The organism is Streptomyces sp. NPDC002403 (genome assembly GCF_053593015.1).
This window is the reverse complement of sequence record NZ_JBSFBQ010000010.1, coordinates 138,811-159,106: the sequence shown is the minus strand read 5'-3', so window position 1 is coordinate 159,106 and position 20,296 is coordinate 138,811. Positions and strand designations below refer to the sequence as shown.

At 71.1% G+C, this 20,296-nt stretch carries 18 protein-coding genes and 1 pseudogene; 6 read left to right on the top strand and 13 right to left on the bottom strand.

Translation table 11 applies throughout. The annotated features are described in order from the left end of the window. Positions 1-77: 77 nt before the first annotated feature. From ACWCPY_RS14855 to rsmI, 9 genes are all read right to left on the bottom strand, one after another. On the bottom strand, positions 78-1,973 hold the full coding sequence (locus tag ACWCPY_RS14855) for an outer membrane protein assembly factor BamB family protein (protein ID WP_451264880.1): 1,896 nt from the start codon (positions 1,971-1,973) through the stop codon (positions 78-80). A 133-nt stretch (positions 1,974-2,106) separates the two neighbouring features. After that, complete coding sequence (locus tag ACWCPY_RS14850; protein ID WP_451264878.1) at positions 2,107-3,966, bottom strand: outer membrane protein assembly factor BamB family protein; 1,860 nt, start codon at positions 3,964-3,966, stop codon at positions 2,107-2,109. A 246-nt stretch (positions 3,967-4,212) separates the two neighbouring features. Next, complete coding sequence (locus ACWCPY_RS14845) at positions 4,213-5,883, bottom strand: outer membrane protein assembly factor BamB family protein (protein WP_451264876.1); 1,671 nt, start codon at positions 5,881-5,883, stop codon at positions 4,213-4,215. Positions 5,884-5,991: 108 nt separating this feature from the next. Next, a complete protein-coding gene (locus ACWCPY_RS14840; RefSeq protein ID WP_451264874.1) occupies positions 5,992-7,809 on the bottom strand; it encodes an ABC-F family ATP-binding cassette domain-containing protein in 1,818 nt (605 codons plus the stop codon). 99 nt (positions 7,810-7,908) lie between these two features. Beyond that, a complete protein-coding gene (locus ACWCPY_RS14835; RefSeq protein ID WP_451264872.1) occupies positions 7,909-8,802 on the bottom strand; it encodes a 4-(cytidine 5'-diphospho)-2-C-methyl-D-erythritol kinase in 894 nt (297 codons plus the stop codon). Next, positions 8,799-9,698 (bottom strand): 16S rRNA (adenine(1518)-N(6)/adenine(1519)-N(6))-dimethyltransferase RsmA, encoded by a 900-nt coding sequence (gene rsmA / locus ACWCPY_RS14830; protein WP_451264870.1) that lies wholly within the window; start codon positions 9,696-9,698, stop codon positions 8,799-8,801. The genes ACWCPY_RS14835 and rsmA overlap by 4 nt, the downstream gene beginning before the upstream one ends. A gap of 47 nt (positions 9,699-9,745) precedes the next feature. Further along, complete coding sequence (locus ACWCPY_RS14825; RefSeq protein WP_451264868.1) at positions 9,746-10,612, bottom strand: TatD family hydrolase; 867 nt, start codon at positions 10,610-10,612, stop codon at positions 9,746-9,748. A gap of 57 nt (positions 10,613-10,669) precedes the next feature. Next, positions 10,670-11,041: a hypothetical protein gene (locus ACWCPY_RS14820; RefSeq protein WP_451264866.1), complete on the bottom strand. Its 372-nt coding sequence runs from the start codon at positions 11,039-11,041 to the stop codon at positions 10,670-10,672. Between the two features lie 171 nt (positions 11,042-11,212). Beyond that, complete coding sequence (rsmI, locus tag ACWCPY_RS14815; RefSeq protein ID WP_451264864.1) at positions 11,213-12,109, bottom strand: 16S rRNA (cytidine(1402)-2'-O)-methyltransferase; 897 nt, start codon at positions 12,107-12,109, stop codon at positions 11,213-11,215. A gap of 53 nt (positions 12,110-12,162) precedes the next feature. On the opposite strand from rsmI, the gene ACWCPY_RS14810 reads away from it, so the two are divergent. Beyond that, on the top strand, positions 12,163-13,929 hold the full coding sequence (locus ACWCPY_RS14810) for a dolichyl-phosphate-mannose--protein mannosyltransferase (protein ID WP_451264862.1): 1,767 nt from the start codon (positions 12,163-12,165) through the stop codon (positions 13,927-13,929). 252 nt (positions 13,930-14,181) lie between these two features. Here ACWCPY_RS14810 and ACWCPY_RS14805 read toward each other — a convergent pair. Together ACWCPY_RS14805 and coaD are read right to left on the bottom strand one after the other, a co-directional pair. Beyond that, positions 14,182-14,343 (bottom strand): annotated as a pseudogene (locus ACWCPY_RS14805) (alpha/beta hydrolase); the annotation flags it as partial. A gap of 248 nt (positions 14,344-14,591) precedes the next feature. Beyond that, on the bottom strand, positions 14,592-15,017 hold the full coding sequence (coaD, locus tag ACWCPY_RS14800; RefSeq protein ID WP_385699414.1) for a pantetheine-phosphate adenylyltransferase: 426 nt from the start codon (positions 15,015-15,017) through the stop codon (positions 14,592-14,594). A gap of 240 nt (positions 15,018-15,257) precedes the next feature. Between coaD and ACWCPY_RS14795 the strand changes: the two genes are divergently transcribed. The 3 genes from ACWCPY_RS14795 (at position 15,258) to ACWCPY_RS14785 (ending at position 18,352) form a co-directional block, all read left to right on the top strand. Next, on the top strand, positions 15,258-16,892 hold the full coding sequence (locus ACWCPY_RS14795; protein WP_451264859.1) for a penicillin-binding transpeptidase domain-containing protein: 1,635 nt from the start codon (positions 15,258-15,260) through the stop codon (positions 16,890-16,892). 111 nt (positions 16,893-17,003) lie between these two features. Continuing rightward, complete coding sequence (locus tag ACWCPY_RS14790; RefSeq protein ID WP_124722881.1) at positions 17,004-17,504, top strand: YbaK/EbsC family protein; 501 nt, start codon at positions 17,004-17,006, stop codon at positions 17,502-17,504. Continuing rightward, a complete protein-coding gene (locus tag ACWCPY_RS14785; protein ID WP_451264857.1) occupies positions 17,501-18,352 on the top strand; it encodes an EamA family transporter in 852 nt (283 codons plus the stop codon). The genes ACWCPY_RS14790 and ACWCPY_RS14785 overlap by 4 nt, the downstream gene beginning before the upstream one ends. Before the next feature lie 30 nt (positions 18,353-18,382). Here ACWCPY_RS14785 and ACWCPY_RS14780 read toward each other — a convergent pair whose 3' ends face one another. Together ACWCPY_RS14780 and ACWCPY_RS14775 are read right to left on the bottom strand one after the other, a co-directional pair. Next, positions 18,383-18,775 carry a hypothetical protein gene (locus ACWCPY_RS14780; protein ID WP_451264855.1) on the bottom strand — a complete coding sequence of 131 codons (393 nt, stop codon included), beginning with the start codon at positions 18,773-18,775 and terminating at the stop codon, positions 18,383-18,385. Positions 18,776-18,819: 44 nt separating this feature from the next. After that, positions 18,820-19,083 carry a hypothetical protein gene (locus ACWCPY_RS14775; protein WP_451264853.1) on the bottom strand — a complete coding sequence of 88 codons (264 nt, stop codon included), beginning with the start codon at positions 19,081-19,083 and terminating at the stop codon, positions 18,820-18,822. A gap of 71 nt (positions 19,084-19,154) precedes the next feature. Here ACWCPY_RS14775 and ACWCPY_RS14770 point away from each other — a divergent pair, with 71 nt between their 5' ends. Next, positions 19,155-20,000 (top strand): Scr1 family TA system antitoxin-like transcriptional regulator, encoded by an 846-nt coding sequence (locus tag ACWCPY_RS14770; RefSeq protein WP_451264851.1) that lies wholly within the window; start codon positions 19,155-19,157, stop codon positions 19,998-20,000. 12 nt (positions 20,001-20,012) lie between these two features. Beyond that, entirely contained in the window at positions 20,013-20,219 is a 207-nt protein-coding gene (locus ACWCPY_RS14765) for a DUF397 domain-containing protein (RefSeq protein ID WP_451264849.1), read from the top strand. The last annotated feature ends 77 nt before the right edge of the window (positions 20,220-20,296 follow it).

Genomic DNA, 20,296 nt, shown 5'->3' with positions numbered 1-20,296 from the left:
ATCGCTCCCCGGGGCGCACACGCGCGTGGGGGTGGTGCCCGTCGGACGGGCACCACCCCCACGTGTACGGCCGGCTGCTACGGCCTGCTGAAGCTGACCACCAGTCGGCGGCTCGCGTCCAGCGAGCCGCTCGGCTTGCTGACCATCGTGCTGGACAGGTACAGGTGCCCGTTGCTGTAGCGGAATTCGGAGTAGTCCGGCGTGAAGCTGGTCTCCGCGTCACGGATGGACTCGTCGCTCGGGTTCTCCATCAGCACCGTCTGCTTGAACGTGGCGCCGTCGATGGAGACGACCTGGCCGCCCTTGTCGTACGGGGGGACCCGGTAGGCGATGATGTTGCCGCCGTCCATGCGGATCGGGAACATCGTGTAGCGGTCGCCCGCGTCGGCCCGGTCGCTGGTCGGCTTGCCGGTGGTGAGGTCGAAGGAGACGATCTCGTTGGTGTCGCCGTACTCGCCGCTGCCCTCGTGGTCCTCGGTCGGCACGTAGATCCGGTTGTTGCCGACGGCCAGCTGGCTGCAGCCCTCGACCTTGGTGGAGGCACAGCGCGCCGCGTACTTCTCGCCGTCCGCCGCGATCCTGGTGAGCAGCTTGCCGGTGGAGGTGTCGATGGAGAAGAAGTCCGAGATGCCGCTGCCGTCACCGGCGGTGTCGCCGACGTCGGCCGCGACGACCAGCGGCTTGGTGGAGACGATGCTCGCGTAGTCGACGCCGGGCGGCATCTTGTACGAGGAGAGCGGGGCCCCGGTGGTGGGGTTCAGCGCCTGGACGACGAGCTGCGGGTCGTCGTACGTACCGCACTTGCGGACCACCGCGAGGGCCTCGCCGCCGCCGTATCCCATGTCGTAGCAGCCGTCGGTGCTGGCCTTGGGCTTCCAGCGCTCGGCGCCGGTGTTCAGGTCGAAGGCGGCGCCGCCCTCGGTTCCGCCCGCGGCGACCGTGGTGCCGCTGAGCGTGACCTCGTCGAACCTGACCGCCGCGTCACCGCTGGTGGCCGCGGTCACCGACTTGCTCCACATCAGCTTGCCGGTGTTCAGGTCGATCGCGCCGATCTGGTTGCACGGCGGGTACTTGGACGCCTTGCTCGGCTTGCTCTGCTCGAAGGCGATCGCGGTCTTGAAGTCCTTGGACATGTGCCGCGAGGCGGCGCAGACCTGGCCCGCCAGCGGGATGGACCAGAGCTTGGTGCCCTTGGCCGGGTCGTAGGCGACGATCTCGTTCAGACCGGTCTTCACGTACGCCTTGTCGGTCAGCCAGGAGCCGTCGACCTTGGTGACGTCGGTGACCTTCGGCAGCGGCAGCTGGAAGGCGACCTTGGACTTGGGGTCGGCGGGTGCCTTCTCCGTGCCGGCGCCGTCGGGGGCGGCACCGCCCTTGCTCTCGCCGCCCTTGCCCTCGGTGGCGCCGCTGGACGAGGACGCCTGCTCCTTCTTGTCGCCGTCGCCGGAGGAGGCGTACCAGATGCCGCCCACGACGATCAGCACCACGGCGACCGAGGCGGCGACGATGATCTGCATCTGGGTGGAGAGCTTCTTGCCGCCGTTGTTCTGCGGCGGCTGCGGCGGCTGCTGCATCGGCGTGGTCTGGTAGCCGTAGCCCTGCAACGGCGGCTGGCCGGGCGGCAGTCCCTGCGGGAATCCGTAGCCCTGCTGCGGCTGGCCGGGCACGGGTGCCTGCGGGTAGCCGTAGCCGGGCTGCGGGGGCTGGTTCTGCGGGTAGCCGTAGCCCGGCTGCCCGCCCTGCGGGTAGCCGTAGCCGGGGCCCGGCTGCTGCGGGGCCCCGGCGGGCGGCTGGGCGTCCGCGGGCGGCGGCGTCGGGGCGCCGAAGCCGCCTGCGGGCGGGGTGGCCTGCTGCTTGCCGAACGGGTCGGCGGGCGGCGGGGTCGGGGCGCCGAATCCACCCGGCGGCGGGTCCTGCGGGGCGCCGAATCCGCCCTGGGGCGGATCGTTGGGCGGCTGGGGCGGCTGCGTCATGGCGTACGTACCTCTGGGGAAAGGGAGTCGGTGGGACGGTACCGGCGGCGGTCGGTCGTGCTCCGGCCGCCGCCGGTCGTGAGCCGTGGGGCTCCGACGGCCGGGAACTGCCGTCGAAAGGCTTCGTGAGCCGTCAGTTGCCGAAGGCCATCATGGTCTTCGTCTCCAGCTCTTCCTTGTCGTTCCTGGCGCTGACCCGGCCACTCGCGATGAACGAACGGCCGCCCGCGTAGAGGATCTTCGAGTTGTAGAAGGAGTTCTCGATCTCGGCCGTCGACGCGGGGTGCTGCAGCAGCATCCGCGGGGCGCCGCCGGTCGGTGCGAGGGTGGCGATGCCGCCGCCCTTCTCGTAGCCGGACTCCACGTAGAGCAGCACGTTGCCGCCCTCCATGCGCAGCGGCTTCACCGTGCGCTCGGCCGGGGCCGCGGCCTTCCACTTGGACTTGCCGGTGTTCAGGTCGAAGGCCACGACCTTGTTCGTACGGGCGGTGCCGCTGGAGTCCGGCGCGGTCGACATGTAGAAGGTGTTGGCGTCGGCGGCGACTCCGGTGCAGCCGTCGAGGGACTTGCCGAAGATGGCGAAGGCGCTGCCGCAGTCCGGTGCGAACTTGTCGCCCTTGTCGCTGACGATGCCGGAGCGGAAGGACCCGTTGTGCTTCAGCGACAGGATGCTCCACTCCTTGTCCTTCTTCAGCGAGACCACCAGCGGGTCCACCGAGTAGACCCGGTCGATCTCCCAGCCTCGCTTGGGCCGGTAGGTCCACCTGGGCTTCCCGGTGTTCGGGTCGAGCTCCTGGATCTGGTGCTGCGGATTGTCGGTGTTGTCGGTGCGGCAGCTGGAGGCGGCGATCAGCTTGGATCCGCCGGCGAACGCGAACGGCTGGCAGTCGCCCGACGGCTTGCCGAACAGTTCCCTGCCGTCGCTGACCCGGTAGGCGTTGGAGTTTCCGGTACGTCCGACCGTCACGGTGTCGCCGCTGATGGCCAGCGAGATGTCCGACAGGAAGTCCCAGGTGCCGTTCTTCTTGATCGACTTCTTCCAGCCGGCCTTGCCGGTGCCGAGGTCGATCATCTGGAGATCCGCGCAGTCCGCCTTGTCGGTGGTGCCGTTCTTGACCCCGATGACGATCTTGCCGTCGGCCGTGGGCTGCGAGGGCGCCGCGCACAGGTCGGCGGGCAGCTTGAGGGTCCACTTCTGCTTGCCGTCGGCCACCGAGTAGCCGGAGACCGAGCGGTACATGCCCTTGACGATCGTGTCGCCGGCCACCCAGGGGCCGTACACGTCGGAGCCGTTGCGCGGCAGGTCGATGTCGTTCTTCTGCAGCCAGAGGACCTTCGCCTCGCCGGCCTTGCGGCCGGCGTTGAGGTCCTCGCCGGCGCCGCGGCCTTCGCCGTCGCCTTCGCCGTTGCCCTTGTCGACGGAGGGCGAGACGCTCGGCTCGGCGTCCCCGCTCTCGTTCGCGACCGGCTTCTTGTCGTCGTCGTCCCCGCTCGTGGCGACGAAGATGCCGCCGCCGATCACCAGGAGCGCGGCGGCCGCGGCACCGATGATGATCGCGGGCTTGCGCTTGGAGGAGCCGCCGCCGGGACCGCCCGGAGTGGGTGCGCCGGGGTACTGCTGCTGCGGGTGGCCGTAACCGGGCTGCTGACCGTACGGACCCTGCTGCTGGCCGTACGGGCCGGGCTGCTGGCCGTACGGGCCGGGCTGCTGGCCGTACGGACCCTGCTGCTGGCCGTACGGGCCGGGCTGCTGGGCATAGGGGCCCGGCTGCTGCTGCCCGTACGGTCCGGGCGCCTGGCCCGGCTGCTGCGGGTAGCCGTAACCGGGGGCCTGGGCCGGCGGCCGGCCGGGGGCCTGCGGATAGCCGTAGCCCGGCTGCGCGGGCGGCGGGGTCTGCGGAGGGGCCTGGGGCGGCTGAGGACTGCCCGGCGGCGGTTCCTGCGGCGCGCCGAAGCCTCCCTGCGGCGGTTGCTGGCTGGGCGGCTGGCTCATCAGCACGTCCCCCTTCGTGCGGTCCGGTGCCCGGTCCCTTCTCCCCCGCGATTCCGCGGAGCGCCACGGGGCCGAAACCCCCTGAACTCCCCGGAAAGGAGCGAATCAGGCATGGATCCCGCGGCGTTACGTCAGTCGAGCGGGGCTTCTTTGTACCACCCGCAACACTCCGGGCACCGGGTCGGTCCACCCCCTGTTCCCAAGGGAGAACCGCCCCGTGATGCCTCCGTTACGCCTCGGTATCCGTCAGTTGCCGAACATCTCCATCGACTTGGCCCGCTTCTCGTCCTCGTCCTCGACCCCGCTGATGCTCGTACTCATGAGGAGGGAACGGCCGTTCACATAGGCGACCCGGGGCTGGAAGACGGAGCGCTCGGTTCGCACCCCGCCGTCCGGGTGCTCCAGCAGCAACTTCGGTGTGCCACCGGCCTGCGGCAGCGAGGCGATGGCGCCGCCCTTGTTCAACGACGACTCCACGAACAGCAGCAGCCGGCCGCCCTCCACCCGCATCGGCATCATGGTCTGCCCGGCCGGGGCCGCGGCCTTCCACTTGGTCCGGCCGCCGGCCAGGTCGAAGGCGACGACCTTGTTGGTGGGGCCGGAAGCGGACTTGGCGGCCTCGGTCGCCAGGTAGACCGTCCGGTCGTCGGCAGCCACCCCGAGGCAGTTGTCGAGGTTCCCGCCGCCGGTGATGAGGTCGGTGTCGCACTCCACCCGGTAGTTCTCGCTGCCGCCGGCCAGTTGGGAGCGGTAGGCGCCGTTCGCGTCGAGCGTGACGATGGCCCAGTCGCGCTCCTTCTTCAGGGAGACGACCAGCGGGCTGACCGAGTAGAACTGCGAGATCTCCCAGCCCTTCTTGACCCGGTACTTCCACAGGACCTTCCCGGTCACCGGGTCGATCCGCTCCACCAGCTGTTCCTTGTGGTCGTCGGCCGCCGTCTGGCAGCTGGCCGCGGCGATCGCCAGCGGGCCGCTGGCGAAGCCGAACGGCTGGCAGTTGCCCGGCAGTTCACCGAAGAGCACCTTGCCGTCGCCGACCCGGAAGGCGTCCGTCCTGGTCTTGCGCCCGACGGTCACGGTGTCGCCGTTGATCGCCATCGCGGGGTAGGAGAGCAGGTCCCAGGCGCCCTGCCGCTTGTACGTCTTGTACCAGCCGGCCTTGCCGGTCGTGAGGTCGGCCATCTGGAGCCCGTTGCACTCCGCCCGGTTGCCGCTGCCGCTCTCGACCCCGAAGACGATCTTGCCGTCGGCGGTGGCCTGCGAGGGGGCCCCGCACAGTTTGCCCGGCAGCCGGAGGCTCCACTTCTCGCTGCCGTCCGCGACCGAATAGCCGGAGACGGTGTGGAACATCGCCTTGACGACGGTGTCGCCGACGAACCAGGGGCCGTACACGCTCGCGCCGTTGCGCGGCAGGTCGACGCCGCCCTCCTGGAGCCAGAGGACCTTGGCCTCGCCCGGGTCGCGCAGGGTGTTGATCCCGTCGGCCTCCGCGCGCAGGTCGCTCGGCCCCGGGTCCTTCTCCTTGCCCTTGGGCTTTCCGGTGGGGGACGTGTCCGGCCCGGGGGCCTCGCTCTTCTTCGCGGTGGGCTCGGCCTCGTCCCCGCCCGTGGCCAGCCAGACGCCACCGCCGGCCAGCAGCACCACCGCGAGCACGCCACCGATGACCGCCCCGCGCCTGCCCCGGAAGAACCCTCCGCCCCCGCTGCCGCCCGAGGGGCCACCGGACTGCGGTGGCGAGGGCGCACCGTACGGACCGGGCTGCGTCGGTGCGCCGTACGGCCCGGGCTGCGCGGGCACGTTGTACGGACCGGCGGCCTGGCCGGGCGGCTGGGCCGGCGGCCCGTACGAACCGGGCGGGGGGTCGTACGGAGCCCCGAAGCCTCCCTGCGGCGGTTGCTGGCCGGGCGGCTGGGTCATCGGCACGTCCCCCTTCGTGCGGACAGGTCCGGCTTCCACGCCGGGCAAGGTTTCTTTCTATCACCCGCCCCAAAAGCCCCGGCTGTCACATCGGACACACCGTAACGGTCAGGCGTCCTCGGCCAGTTCCAGCCAGCGCATCTCCAACTCGTCCCGCTCGGAGACCAGTTCGCGCAGCTCGGCGTCGAGCTCGGCCACCTTCTCGAAGTCCGTGGCGTGCTCCGCGATCCGGGCGTGCAGCGTGGTCTCGCGGGTGGAGATCTTGTCGAGCTGCCGCTCGACCTTCTGGAGCTCCTTCTTCGCCGCGCGGGCGGCCTGCGGGGAGAGGGCCGCGGCCGGTGCGGCCGTCTCCTTGGCCGGAGTGGGTGCGGCGGAGGGCGTGGCCGTCTCCTCCATCCGCTGCCTGCGCTCCAGGTACTCGTCGATCCCGCGCGGCAGCATCCGCAGCGTGCGGTCGCCGAGCAGCGCCATCACGCGGTCCGTGGTCCGCTCGATGAAGAACCGGTCGTGGGAGATCACGACCATCGATCCGGGCCAGCCGTCGAGGAGGTCCTCCAGCTGGGTCAGGGTCTCGATGTCGAGGTCGTTGGTGGGCTCGTCGAGGAAGAGGACGTTCGGCTCGTCCATCAGCAGGCGCAGGATCTGGAGCCGGCGCCGTTCACCGCCCGAGAGGTCGCCGACCGGAGTCCACTGCTTCTCCTTCGAGAAGCCGAACTGCTCGCAGAGCTGGCCTGCGGTCATCTCGCGGCCCTTGCCGAGGTCGACCCGGTCCCGTACCTGCTGCACCGCTTCGAGCACCCGCAGGTTCGGGTTCAGCTCGTGGACCTCCTGGGAGAGGTAGGCCAGCCTGACGGTCTTGCCGACGACGACCTTCCCGGCGGCGGGCTGTGCGTCGCCCTGGGTGCGGGCCGCTTCGGCGAGGGTCCGCAGCAGGGAGGTCTTGCCCGCGCCGTTGACCCCGACCAGGCCGATCCGGTCGCCCGGGCCGAGCTGCCAGGTGAGGTGGGTGAGCAGCGTCTTGGGGCCGGCCTGGACGGTCACGTCCTCCAGGTCGAAGACGGTCTTGCCGAGCCGGGCGTTGGCGAACTTCATCAGCTCGCTGGTGTCGCGCGGCGGCGGCACGTCGGCGATCAGTTCATTGGCCGCCTCGATGCGGTAGCGCGGCTTGGAGGTGCGGGCGGGGGCGCCGCGGCGCAGCCAGGCCAGCTCCTTGCGCATCAGGTTCTGCCGCTTGACCTCCTCGGTCGCGGCGATCCGCTCCCGCTCGGCCCGTGCGAAGACGTAGTCGCTGTAGCCGCCCTCGTACTCGTGGACCGTGCCGCGCTGGACGTCCCACATGCGCGTGCAGACCTGGTCGAGGAACCAGCGGTCGTGGGTGACGCAGACGAGCGCGGAGCGGCGGGCCTGCAGATGGCGGGCCAGCCAGGAGATTCCCTCGACGTCGAGGTGGTTGGTCGGCTCGTCGAGGACGATGAGGTCCTGTTCGGCGATGAGCAGCTTGGCCAGCGCGATCCGGCGCCGCTCGCCGCCGGAGAGCGGGGCGATGACGGTGTCCAGACCGTGCTCGAAGCCCGGCAGGGCGAGCCCGCCGAAGAGTCCGGTGAGCACGTCGCGGATCTTGGCGCTGCCCGCCCACTCGTGGTCGGCGAGGTCGCCGATCACCTCGTGGCGGATGGTCGCCTGCGGGTCGAGCGAGTCGTGCTGGGTGAGGACGCCGAGCCGCAGCCCGCCGCTGTGGGTGACGCGTCCGCTGTCCGCCTCCTCCAGCCGGGCGAGCATCCGGATGAGCGTGGTCTTGCCGTCGCCGTTACGGCCCACGACACCGATCCGGTCTCCCTCGGACACCCCGAGGGACACTCCGTCGAGCAGGGCACGGGTGCCGTACACCTTGCTGACCTGCTCGACATTGACCAGATTGACGGCCATTTCACTCCTGCCCGGAAGGATCGATCGGCTTCCCAGGGTACGGGGCGGCGGCGGTGCGGTGCCCGCTCGCCCTTGCCGCCCCCGCGGTGGCGGGCGCCGTCAGACGAGCGAGGCGCCCGGTGCCGGGGAGACCGCGGTCCGTGCGTTCCTGCAGGTGCCCGAGGTGAGCAGGGCCTCGGCCACCTTCCGCGCCGACTCCGCGTCCGCCACCAGGAACGCGGTGGTCGGCCCGGAGCCCGAGACCAGGGCCGCCAGGGCACCGGCCGCGGTGCCCGCGGCGAGGGTGTCGGCGAGCGAGGGGCGCAGGGAGAGCGCGGCGGGCTGGAGGTCGTTGGAGAGCGCCCCGGCGAGCGCGGCGGTGTCACCGGTGCGCAGGGCGTCGAGGAGCGCCGGGGAGGCTTCGGGCGCGGGGACGTCGGTGCCCGCCGTGAGCCGGTCGAACTCTCCGTAGACGGCCGGGGTGGAGAGCCCGCCGTCGGCGACCGCGAAGACCCAGTGGAAGGTGGAGCCGACATCGATCGGGGTCAGCCGCTCACCGCGTCCGGTGCCGAGGGCGGCGCCGCCGACGAGGCTGAACGGGACGTCGCTGCCCAGCTCGGCACAGATGGCGAGCAGCTCGTCCCGGGTGGCGCCGGTGGACCAGAGGGCGTCGCAGGCCAGCAGCGCGGCCGCGCCGTCGGCGCTGCCGCCCGCCATGCCGCCCGCGACGGGGATGTCCTTGGCGATGTGGATGTGCACATCGGGTGCGATGCCGTGCCGCTCGGCCAGCGCGACCGCGGCGCGGGCGGCGAGGTTCGTCGTGTCCAGCGGGACCTGGGCGGCGTCGGGGCCCGAGCAGGTGATCCGCAGCCCGTCGGCGGGGGTGACGGTGACCTCGTCGTACAGGCCGACGGCGAGGAAGACATTGGCCAGGTCGTGGAAGCCGTCGGGGCGCGGGGCACCGACCGCGAGCTGGACGTTGACCTTGGCGGGTACGCGGACGGTGACGCTCACTCGCCACTCCCGGAAGGCTCGTTCCCGGCAGCCCCGGTGGGCTTGTGCTCGGCGATGGCGGCGAACTCCTCGACCGTCAGCGACTCGCCGCGGGCCTGCGGCGAGATCCCGGCCGCGACCAGGGCCGCCTCGGCGGCGGGCGCGGAGCCGGCCCAGCCGGACAGGGCCGCCCGCAGGGTCTTGCGGCGCTGGGCGAAGGCCGCGTCGACGACCGCGAAAACCTCGGCCCGGCTCGCCTCCGTCGCGACCGGCTCGGTGCGCCGGACCAGGGACACCAGGCCGGAGTCGACGTTCGGGGCGGGCCAGAAGACGTTGCGGCCGATGGAGCCGGCCCGCTTGACCTCCGCGTACCAGTTGGCCTTCACCGACGGCACGCCGTAGACCTTGTTGCCCGGCCGCGCGGCGAGCCGGTCGGCGACCTCGGCCTGGACCATGACGAGGGTGCGCTCGATGGACGGGAAGCGCTCCAGCATGGTCAGCAGGACCGGTACGGCGACGTTGTACGGCAGGTTCGCGACCAGCGCGGTCGGCGCCGGGCCGGGCAGCTCCCGGACGAGCATCGCGTCGGAGTGCACCAGGGCGAACCGGTCGGCGCGCCCCGGCATCCGCGCGGCGACGGTGGCCGGCAGCGCGCCCGCCAGCACGTCGTCGATCTCGACGGCCACGACCCGGTCCGCGGCCTCCAGCAGCGCCAGGGTCAACGAGCCGAGCCCGGGGCCGACCTCGACGACGACGTCGTCCGGGCGGACCTGAGCCGTCCGTACGATCCGGCGGACCGTATTGGCGTCGATGACGAAGTTCTGGCCGCGCTGCTTGGTCGGGCGTACGCCCAGCGCGGCGGCCAGCTCGCGGATGTCTGCGGGGCCCAGGAGGGCATCGGGCTCAGTGGTACTCACCCGTAAAGCGTAAGTCGAAGCACGCTCGGCTCCCGCCGCCCGGCCGCTCAGTAGTCGAAGGCCCGTGCCGTGTTGTCCGCGATCGCCGCCGCCAGGGTGTCCTCGTCGGTCCCCTTCACCTCGGCCATCGCACGCAGCGTGACGGGGATGAGGTAGGGCGCGTTGGGCCGCCCCCGGTACGGCGCGGGCGTCAGGAACGGCGCGTCCGTCTCGACCAGGACCAGCTCCGTCGGGGCGACGGCCAGGGCGTCCCGCAGCGGCTGGGCGTTCTTGAAGGTGACGTTGCCCGCGAAGGACATGAAGTATCCGGCGTCCGCGCAGATCCGGGCCATGTCGGCGTCGCCGGAGTAGCAGTGGAACACGGTCCGGTCGGGGGCGCCCGCGTCGGCGAGGACGCGCAGCACGTCCGCGTGGGCCTCGCGGTCGTGGATGACCAGCGCCTTGCCGTGCCGTTTGGCGATCTCGATGTGGGCCCGGAAGGACTCCTCCTGGGCGGCGATGCCCTCGGGGCCGGTACGGAAGTAGTCCAGCCCGGTCTCGCCGACGCCGCGTACGTGGTCGAGCGCGGCCAGCGCGTCGATCTCCGCGAGGGCCTCGTGCAGCGCCGCCCGGCCGCCCCCTTCGCGCGCCCCCTGGCGTGCGGTGCCTTCGGGGTCGCCGTGCACGATGCGCGGTGCCTCGTTGGGGTGCAGGGCGACCGCCGCGTGCACGTTCGCGTGCGCGGCGGCGGTCTCGGCGGCCCAGCGCGAGCCGGGCACGTCGCACCCCACCTGGATCACGGTGGTCACATTGACCGCCGCGGCCCTGGCCAGGCCCTCCTCCACGGTCGCGTCCTGCATGTCCAGGTGGGTGTGCGAATCGGCGACCGGCACCCGGAGGGGTTCGGGCAGCGGCGGGGCTTCGGTACGGCTCATGACGACGATCGTACGAGGACACGCCGATGCGCCCCGCTCGCGGTGGAACCGGCGGGGCTACCTCCGGTGGAAGGGGTGCAGCAGGTCGGACAGGTGCCAGTGGTGTCCGGTGCCCGCGGGGGCGGCGGCCACGGCCTCGTCGCCCTGGTCGGCCGGCTGTGCCGGCCGGGGGTTGTTGTGGAGCAGCTGCTGGACGGTCGAGACCCGGCCGGACCGCATGATGCGGACCAGGTGTCCGCCGCAGTTCGCGCAGCTGGGCCTGGACAGGGGGGAGGGAACCCGCTCCCCGTCCGCCTTGTATATGACGAAGGCCTTGTTGGATCCGTCGACGTGGTGCTCTATTTCGTAGGCCTGCTCCCAGCCGTGTCCGCACCTCATGCAGGCGAAGGCGTATGCCTCGTGTGCGGTGGCTGCTGCGATCTCGCTCATGCCCGCTCCTTTGTCCGCTGGACAGGCACTCCGGGCAAGCGCCCCGGAGATTGCGTCCCTGATTCAGTGGACTCCCCCACCGGCGGGAACGCATCGGGCCCTGTCGACTGTTGGAGCGCTTTTGGCCTGCGCGTGGCAGAAAGGCCCGGTACGCGGCTCTCGCTTTGCTTTCTACGCCAGTCCTTTGCCTTCCGCAGGACCGGTTCGCGCCGCGTTCTTTGCCGCCACGACCGCGTCGAACACCTGGCGCTTGGGCAGCCCCGCGTCGGCGGCCACGGCGGCGATCGCCTCCTTGCGCCGCTCCCCCGCCTCCTCGCGCACCAGCACCCTGCGCACCAGCTCCTCGGCGTCCAGTTCCTCGGGCCCGGATTCGGCCGCGCCCTCGACGACGACGGTGATCTCGCCGCGTACCCCTTCGGCCGCCCAGGCCGCCAGCTCGCCCAGCGGACCGCGCTTCACTTCCTCGTACGTCTTGGTCAGCTCCCGGCACACGGCGGCCCTGCGGCCGTCGCCGAAGACCTCGGCCATCGCGGCGAGGGTGTCGTCGAGCCGGTGCGGGGCCTCGAAGAAGACCATGGTGCGGCGCTCGTCGGCGACCTCGCGCAGCCGGCCGAGCCGTTCGCCGGCCTTGCGGGGCAGGAAGCCCTCGAAGCAGAAGCGGTCGACGGGCAGCGCGGACAGCGCCAGCGCCGTCAGCACGGCGGACGGGCCGGGCACCGCGGTGACCTTGATGTCCTTCTCCACGGCGGCGGCCACCAGCCGGTAGCCGGGGTCGGAGACGGACGGCATCCCGGCGTCCGTGACCAGCAGGACGCGGGCGCCGCCGGTCAGTGCCTCGACGAGTTCGGGGGTACGGGCCGACTCGTTGCCCTCGAAGTAGGAGACGACCCGCCCCGTGGTGTGGATGCCGAGCGCCTGGGTGAGGCGGCGCAGCCGCCGGGTGTCCTCGGCGGCGACGACGTCCGCCGTCTCCAGCTCGGCGGCGAGACGCGGCGGGGCGTCCGCCACGTCGCCGATGGGGGTTCCTGCGAGTACCAGCGTTCCAGTCGTTCCAGTCACATGAGCCATCTTCCCAGCCCGGGCGACAGCCTTCGCACAGATGCGTTCCCTACGATGGCGCGGTGACGAGTACTGCGCCCGAAGCCCGACAGGGCCAAGACGCCGGGGAACCGCACGGCGAAGAACCGGCCTCCTGGCAGCAGCGGCTGCGCCGCTTCGGCCATTCGCCCCGGCCCGGGATCGGGCTGCGCGAGCGGCTTGTCCCGCCGTACACCCGGCCCGGCGCCCAGCTGTGGGCGGTGCTCGGGATCTCCCCGCCGACGGCCGAGCGGCTGGTGCGGTGGTCGGCCTGGGGCGGTCCGCTGCTGGTGGCGCTGGTCGCCGGGGTGCTGCGGTTCTGGAACCTGGGCAGCCCGCACGCGCTGATATTCGACGAGACGTACTACGCCAAGGACTCCTGGGCACTGATCAACCAGGGGTACGAGGGCGACTGGCCCAAGGACATCGACAAGCTGATCCTCGCGGACCCGTCGAAGGTGCATGTCCCGGTGGACCCGGGCTACGTGGTGCACCCGCCGGTGGGCAAGTGGGTCATCGGGCTCGGTGAGCACTTCTTCGGGTTCACGCCGTTCGGCTGGCGGTTCATGGTGGCGGTGCTCGGCACGCTGTCGGTGCTGATGCTGTGCCGGATCGGCCGGCGGCTGTTCCGCTCGACGTTCCTGGGCTGCCTGGCGGGCGCCCTGCTCGCCGTGGACGGTCTGCACTTCGTGATGAGCCGCACCGCGCTGCTCGACCTGGTGCTGATGTTCTTCGTGCTGGCGGGCTTCGGCGCGCTCCTGATCGACCGCGACTGGGCACGGCGCAGGTTCGCCGCGGCGCTGCCGGTCGACGAGGAGGGGGTGCTGCGCCCCGACGCGGAGATCGCGGAGCGGCTGCGGCTGGGCTGGCGCCCATGGCGGATCACCGCGGGCCTGATGCTGGGGCTGGCCTTCGCCACCAAGTGGAACGGCCTGTACATCCTGGCCGCGTTCGGGCTGATGACGGTGTTGTGGGACGCGGGCGCGCGGCGCACCGCGGGCGCGGTACGCCCGTATCTCGCGGTGCTGAAGCGGGATCTGCTGCCGGCCTTCGTCTCGACGGTCCCGGTCGCGATCCTCACGTATCTGGTCTCCTGGACCGGCTGGATCGTCACCGGCAAGGGCTACTACCGCAACTGGGCGCAGACCGACGGCCGGGGCGGCAACTGGACGTGGCTGCCGGACTGGCTGCGCAGCCTGTGGCACTACGAGTACCAGGTCTACGAGTTCCATGTGAACCTGACGTCCGGCCACACGTACCAGTCCAATCCCTGGAGCTGGATCGTGCTCGGCCGGCCCGTCTCGTACTTCTGGGAGGAGGAGCCCGGCTGCAAGGCGTCGGCGACCGGCAAGTGCGCGCGCGAGGTGCTGGCGATCGGGACGCCGCTGCTGTGGTGGGCGGCGTGCTTCGCCCTGGTGTACGTGTTGTGGCGGTGGTTCTTCCGGCGCGACTGGCGGGCGGGCGCGATCGCCTGCGGTGTGGCGGCGGGCTGGCTGCCCTGGTTCCTCTACCAGGAGCGGACGATCTTCCTCTTCTACGCGGTCGTGTTCGTGCCGTTCCTGTGTCTGGCGGTGACGATGATGATCGGCGCGATGCTGGGCCCGGCGGCCGGGGCGGGGCCGAAACGGGAGCTGGGCCTGATGAGCGGCGACCCCTCGGGGGAACGCCGGCGGACGCTGGGCGCGATCGCGGCGGGCGTCCTGGTCCTGCTGATCATCTGGAACTTCATCTACTTCTGGCCGATCTACACGGGCACGCCGATCCCGGACGGGTCGTGGCGCGACCGGATGTGGCTGGACACCTGGATCTAGCCGGGCGGAACCACCAGGAGGCCGCAGTCGGTGACTGCGGCCTCCTGGTGCTTGTCGGTCGTCGTCGGTGCCCATCGGCCGCCCCCGGACGGCCCTCGGACGGCATGGCATCGTGGACGACCTGTCCGCCCACAAGGACGACAAGGTCTTCACGATCGCAGCCTGAGCGACCCGGCGACCGATGCGGTCGCGGCAGGTCAGGTCCTTCGCGGGCAGCCGGCCCGTGGTCAGGTACCGCGTGACGTCGGCGTCCGCACAGGACGGGCCGGCCACCACCACGCCGTGGCCCTCACCGCCGGCCACCGTGATCATCCGCGCGCCGCGCAGCGCCCGGCGCATGCCCTGCGCCATGGCCGGCGTCGCCTGCGGGTCCCACTGGTTCTGCACGATCAGCGCGTCGACGTCGCTGTTCACCACGGTGGCCGGCTCCCTTGCCGCCGACTTCCAGAACGCGCACGGCTGAATGTTGGCCCCCAGGTCGCCGGCCAGCGGACGTGGCTCGGTCCCGGATCACGTCCCGGCGGTACTGCTCGGGGTTGCGCGGCCAGCTGCGGGTGTCGTCGCAGAAGACTGCCCACACGGCGGCGGACTGGTTGTCCGCCGGAACGTCCGCGGTGAAGGCCCCCGCATCAGCGGACCGGACGGAAGAAGCGCTCACCTCATCATTCGGGGACACGGTCCAGTTGACGCATCGCGGTGACGAGGGTGGAGGAGACGTGGGCCAGGGCGGGGTCCGCGGCGATGAAGAACGTTTCGACTCCGGCCAGTTCGTGGTTCATGCGGGCCATCGGCATTTCGTAGTCCAGGTCGGAAACGCCGCGGACTCCGCGGATGACGACATCGATTCCGCCTCGGCGGCAGTAGTCGACCAGCAGGCCGCCGGTGTGGGAGTCGACCGTGACGTTGCTCAAGTCGGCTGCTGCCGCGCGGAGCCGGTCCAGCCGTTCCGTGACGGGGATGCGGCCGGTCTTGTTCGAATTGGACATCACGCACACGACGACCTCGTCGAACAGGAGGGCAGCGCGCCGGAGTACGTCCTGGTGCCCTTGAGTGACCGGGTCGAAAGATCCTGGGAAGAGGGCTCGCATGACCGGGAAGAGTAACAAGCGGCCGCCCCCGGCGGTGCTCGTTCGTGGCGCTACCGGATCTGGCCGGACACCTGGATCGGACGGGAGCACGTCGTCCGGATGTGTCCGGATCGACGTGCTCACGCCACACATATCGCGTTCCGATAACAACCGTCCCGGCCTTCCCCGCCGTCCCGTAAGGTGCCTGGCAGCATCTTCTTGAACACGTTCAAGAGGACTCCTGGGGAGGGGACTGCAGGCATGCGCAGTGGAGCGAAGGTCGCGATGGTCGGCGGAGTGTTCGCGGTCGTGGTCGGCGGGGTGGGCTACGGGGCGTACAACATGCTGGACGGGCTGAGCGGCGGGGGCGGCGGTACGGACAGCAAGTCCGCCCCCGCCGAGGTGAAGACGGGCCCGGTCACCAAGGCGGAGATCGACGACGCGTCGAAGAAGTTCCTGAAGGCCTGGGCGAGCGGCGACCCGGACACCGCGTCCCAGCTCACCAACAACGCGGCCGAGGCCGGACCGGCCCTCACCGGTTACCGCGAGAGCGCCCACGTCACCGAGGCGGTGATCACCCCGGGCCCCGCGGTGGGCTCGAAGGTGCCGTACACGGTGAAGGCGACCGTCTCCTTCGAGGGGAAGTCCAAGCCCTGGTCGTACTCCTCCGAGCTGACCGTGGTGCGCGGACTGACCACCGGCAGGCCCCTGGTGGACTGGTCCCCCGCCGTGATCCATCCGGACCTGACGGACGGGGCCTCGCTGAAGACGGGCGAGGCGGCGGCCCCGTCGATCGAGGCCGTCGACCACAACGGCAAGGTCCTCACCAAGGAGAAGTACCCCTCGCTGGGCCCGATCCTGGACACCCTGCGCCAGAAGTACGGCGAGAAGGCCGGCGGCACCGCGGGCGTCGAGACCTGGATCGAGAGTCCGGACGCGGGCAGCCCCGGCAAGACCCTGCTGACCCTCACCAAGGGCAGGCCGGGCAAGCTGCAGACCACCCTGGACGCCGACGCCCAGGCGGCGGCCGAGGTGGCCGTGAAGAAGTTCAGCCAGGCCTCGGTGGTCGCCGTGCGGCCGTCCACGGGCGCGATCCGCGCGGTCGCCAACAACCCGGCCACCGGGTTCAACGCGGCGATGCAGGGCACGCAGGCGCCCGGTTCCACGATGAAGATCGTGACGGCGGCGATGCTGATCGAGAAGGGCCTGACCTCGGCCGACCGGAAGATCGAGTGCCCGCCGACCGTGACGTACTACGGCCGCACCTTCAAGAACCTGGGCGGCTTCTCCATTCCCGACGGCACCCTGACGACCAGCTTCGCCCGGTCCTGCAACACGGCCTTCATCAAGCTGATCGACGAAGCCAAGGACGACGCGGCACTCGCCAAGGAGGCCCGCGACGTCTTCGGCATCGGCCTGAACTGGCAGACCGGCGTCGTCACCTTCGACGGCAAGGTGCCCGAGGAGACCCAGGGCGAGGCGGCCGCGCAGTACATCGGCCAGGGCACGGTCCAGATGAACGCCCTCAACATGGCGTCCATCACCGCCACCGCGCGGACCGGCACCTTCCGCCAGCCGATCATCGTGTCCCCGGAGCTCGACGGCCGGCCGATCGCCACCGCCTCCCGTTCCCTGCCCGGATCCGTGTCCCAGCAGCTCACCAACATGATGCGCCAGACGGCGAGTTGGGGCACGGGAAGGGCCGCGATGGCCTCGGTCGGCGGCGACAAGGGCGCCAAGACGGGCTCGGCGGAGGTGGACGGCCAGGCCACGTCCAACAGCTGGTTCACCGGCTTCAGCAACGACCTGGCCGCCGCCGCGGTGGTCCAGTCCGGCGGCCACGGCGGCGACGCGGCGGGGCCGGTGGTCGCGGCGGTCCTTCGCGCGGGGTCGTGAGATGACTGCTGCCGGGCCCCGGGGGTCGCGCAGGTTCGTTCTCGGAATGTGCGCGTCCGCCGGCGTGGAATCGCGTCGCATGCCCCGCGCGGGATTCGCTAGCGTGCGGGCATGAGCACTTCCGATGCCACCGCCGCCGCCGAAGCCCACCCCCGATTCGCCGAGGCCCTGCGGGAGCTGGGGCTCGATGTCGAGGTCCGCCGCTTCCCCGAGGCCACCCGTACCGCCGCCGAGGCCGCCGCCGCGATCGGCTGCGAGCTGAGCGAGATCGTCAAGTCGCTGATCTTCGAGGCCGACGGGGTCCCCGTGCTGGTCCTGATGGACGGCTCCTCGCGCGTCGACGTGGAGCGGGTACGCGCGGAGCTGGGCGCCGGGAAGGTCAAGCGGGCCGGGGCCGATCTGGTCCGGGAGACGACCGGGTACGCGATCGGCGGCGTGCCCCCCTTCGGGCACCGTACGAGGACCCGGGTGCTGGCCGACCGGGGGCTGCTGGACCACGACGTGGTGTGGGCGGCGGCGGGCACCCCGCACACCGTCTTCCCGCTCGACCCCAAGTCGCTGATCGGGCACGCCGGCGGAACCGTGGTGGACGTGCGCGAGCAGTCGAAGTGACACCGCTGGTCGCGTTCGCGGTCCTGGTCGCGGCCGTCACGCACGCCAGTTGGAACGCGATCGCGCACGCGATCAAGGACCAGCTCCTCTCCTTCACCCTGATCTCCGGCGGCGGTCTGCTGATCGGCGCGGCCGCCGCCTGCTTCGTCCCGCTCCCGGCCGCCGGGGCCTGGCCCTACCTGCTGGTGTCGGCCGCGCTCCATGTGGCGTACATGCTGCTGCTGATGCGTTCGTTCACCCTGGGCGACTTCGGGCAGATGTACCCGATCGCCCGGGGTACGGCGCCGCTGGTGGTGACGGTCCTCGCCGCGGTCTTCGTCGGCGAGCACCCCGACGGCTGGGCCACCGCCGGGGTCGCGGTGGCCTCGGCGGGGCTGGTCGGGCTGGCCCTCTGGGGCATCCGGGGCTCCGGCAGACGCCCCGACTGGCCGGCCCTGCTGGCCGCCCTCGCGACCGGCCTGGCCATCGCCGGGTACACCACGGTGGACGGCGTCGGCGTCCGCGCCTCCGGCACCCCGCTCGGCTACATCGCCTGGCTGATGATCCTGGAGGGACTGGCCATCCCGGCCTACGCGCTGTACCGCCGCCGCGCCGAACTCCTGCCCGCCCTCGGCCCATTCGCCGTACGCGGGCTGCTGGGCGCAGCCCTGTCGGTGACGGCGTACGGCCTCGTCCTGTGGGCCCAGACCCGGGCCGCGCTGGCACCGATCGCGGCGCTGCGGGAGTCGTCGATCATCGTCGGAGCGGCCATCGGGACGCTGTTCTTCAAGGAGCGGTTCGGCGCACCGCGCATCGCGGCGGCCGGGCTGATGGTCGTCGGCATCGGGCTGATGCTGCACACCAGTTGAGCACGACGGCCCTGCGGCTCCGCCCCTTGTTCAATCGGGGTGTACCGAGAGGGTGTACGTGAAGTCGGTGCCGGGGACGACGACGAGGAACGGGTTGCCGCCCTTGATGTGTGCCTGGGCCGCGCGCTGCCCCTGCCGGTCCTCGTACCAGGCACGGAGCTCGGCGGGGCGGTCGGACGTGGAGCCGACCGGCAGCCGTTTCAAGGGCTGCACCCACGCCGAACGCTCCAGGCCCGATCGCTGGCCGAAGCCGGAGTCGGAGGCCGGATCGGCGTCGGGATCGGCGTCGGGATCGGCGTCGATCCGGTCCGCGATCCACAACGCCTGACCGCCCAGCCACCGCAGCGCCAGCACCGGTGAGATGGTCCGGAACGTGCCCAGCACGTGTCTCTCCATCTTCCCGGTGCCCCCGAAGAACTCCATGGCCAGCACCTCGCACCGGTAACCGCCGGGCACCTCCGCCCCGTTCACAGCCCACCCCGGCTGCTCCGCAGATTCCGCAACGCGTTCTCCACGCTCAGCCGCTCGGCCGGAGTCAGCGCCCGGACCCACTCGGGTTCCGCCTCCCATTCCACACCGCCACCGACCGGCCGCAACGACCAGTACGGACCGGCGACCCCACAGAACTCACCCACCCGGTCGCCATGGCCGGAATCCCGGAAAAGCGTTCCGGGCAAGGGGAGTTGAAGGTGTTCGTGACGAGTCAGGGCCCCGTCGTCGTCTTCGGACACGTCAACTCCGCTCCGTAGTCATCCCACTACCAGGAGGCTTCAGCGTGACCTAGAGTCGAGATGTCATCAACATGGCCGAGAGGGAGGACACATTGGTAAACCGCAAGGAGTTGAACCCTGAAGCAAGCCCTCAGGCAGCTTTCGGCGCACGTTTACGCAGGCTGCGCGAAGAGCGCGGCTGGACCCAGGATCACGTCGGTGCGCTGGTCGGCTGCACAGGCAGGCATATCTCAGCCCTCGAAACCGGTCGGAAATCACCGACTCTGCCGTTCTCACGCCGCGTCGACGTGGCATTGGACACGACCAACACCGCCGATTCGTTCGAGCGCGAATGGCGCGAGATCAAGCACGGCAACCTGCTGGAGGGCTTCCCGGAGTACGTCGGATACGAAGGCCGGGCAGCGGAGATCAGACTGTTCCAGATCGGGATCATCCCCGGGCTGTTGCAGACCCAGGAGTACGCGAAGGCTTTGGCGAACGGTGATGTGTGGCGCGGCTCCATCACGCCCGAACAAGCAGAAGAGCGCGTCTCGTTCCTGGCTCAGCGACAGGCCGCATTGACGAGGGCGCGACCGCCCATGCTCATCGTGGTGATGGACGAAAGCTGTATCCGCCGCCCGATCGGCGGCCCCGAGGTCATGGAGTCCCAGATTCAGAAGCTGGCCGATATCGCCGCACTCCCCAACACGGTCCTCCAGGTGGCTCCTTTCGGCATAGGGGAGCGTCGTCCCTTCAACCTGCCGGTCAACTTGCTCACCCTGCCGGACCGGTCCATGGTCTCGTACGCCGAATCCCACTCGCAGGGCAACGTGGACCGCGAAAGCGCTTCCGTTCTGCCTCTGTTGACGGCCTACCATCAACTGCAGGCCGAAGCGCTTTCCCAAACGGCATCCGTGGCGATGATCAAGCAGGCATGAAAGGGAAGATCCGTGACTGACGAGCCTCGCTGGTTCAAGTCTTCGTACAGCTCCAACGGTGGCGACTGCGTGGAGGTTGCCGCCGACCTCGCCGCCCCGCACGGCATCGTCCCCGTCCGCGACTCCAAGAACCCGGGCGGCCCCGTGCTGCACGCCTCCCCCGCCTCCTTCGCCGCCTTCGTGGCGGGCGTCAAGGCCGGGGAGTTCGGCGCCGTCTGACCTGGATCCACCCACACCGCCCCGCCGTGCCACGCACGGCGGGGCGGTCGGGCGTCCAGCTGACGTGGTGCGGTCCG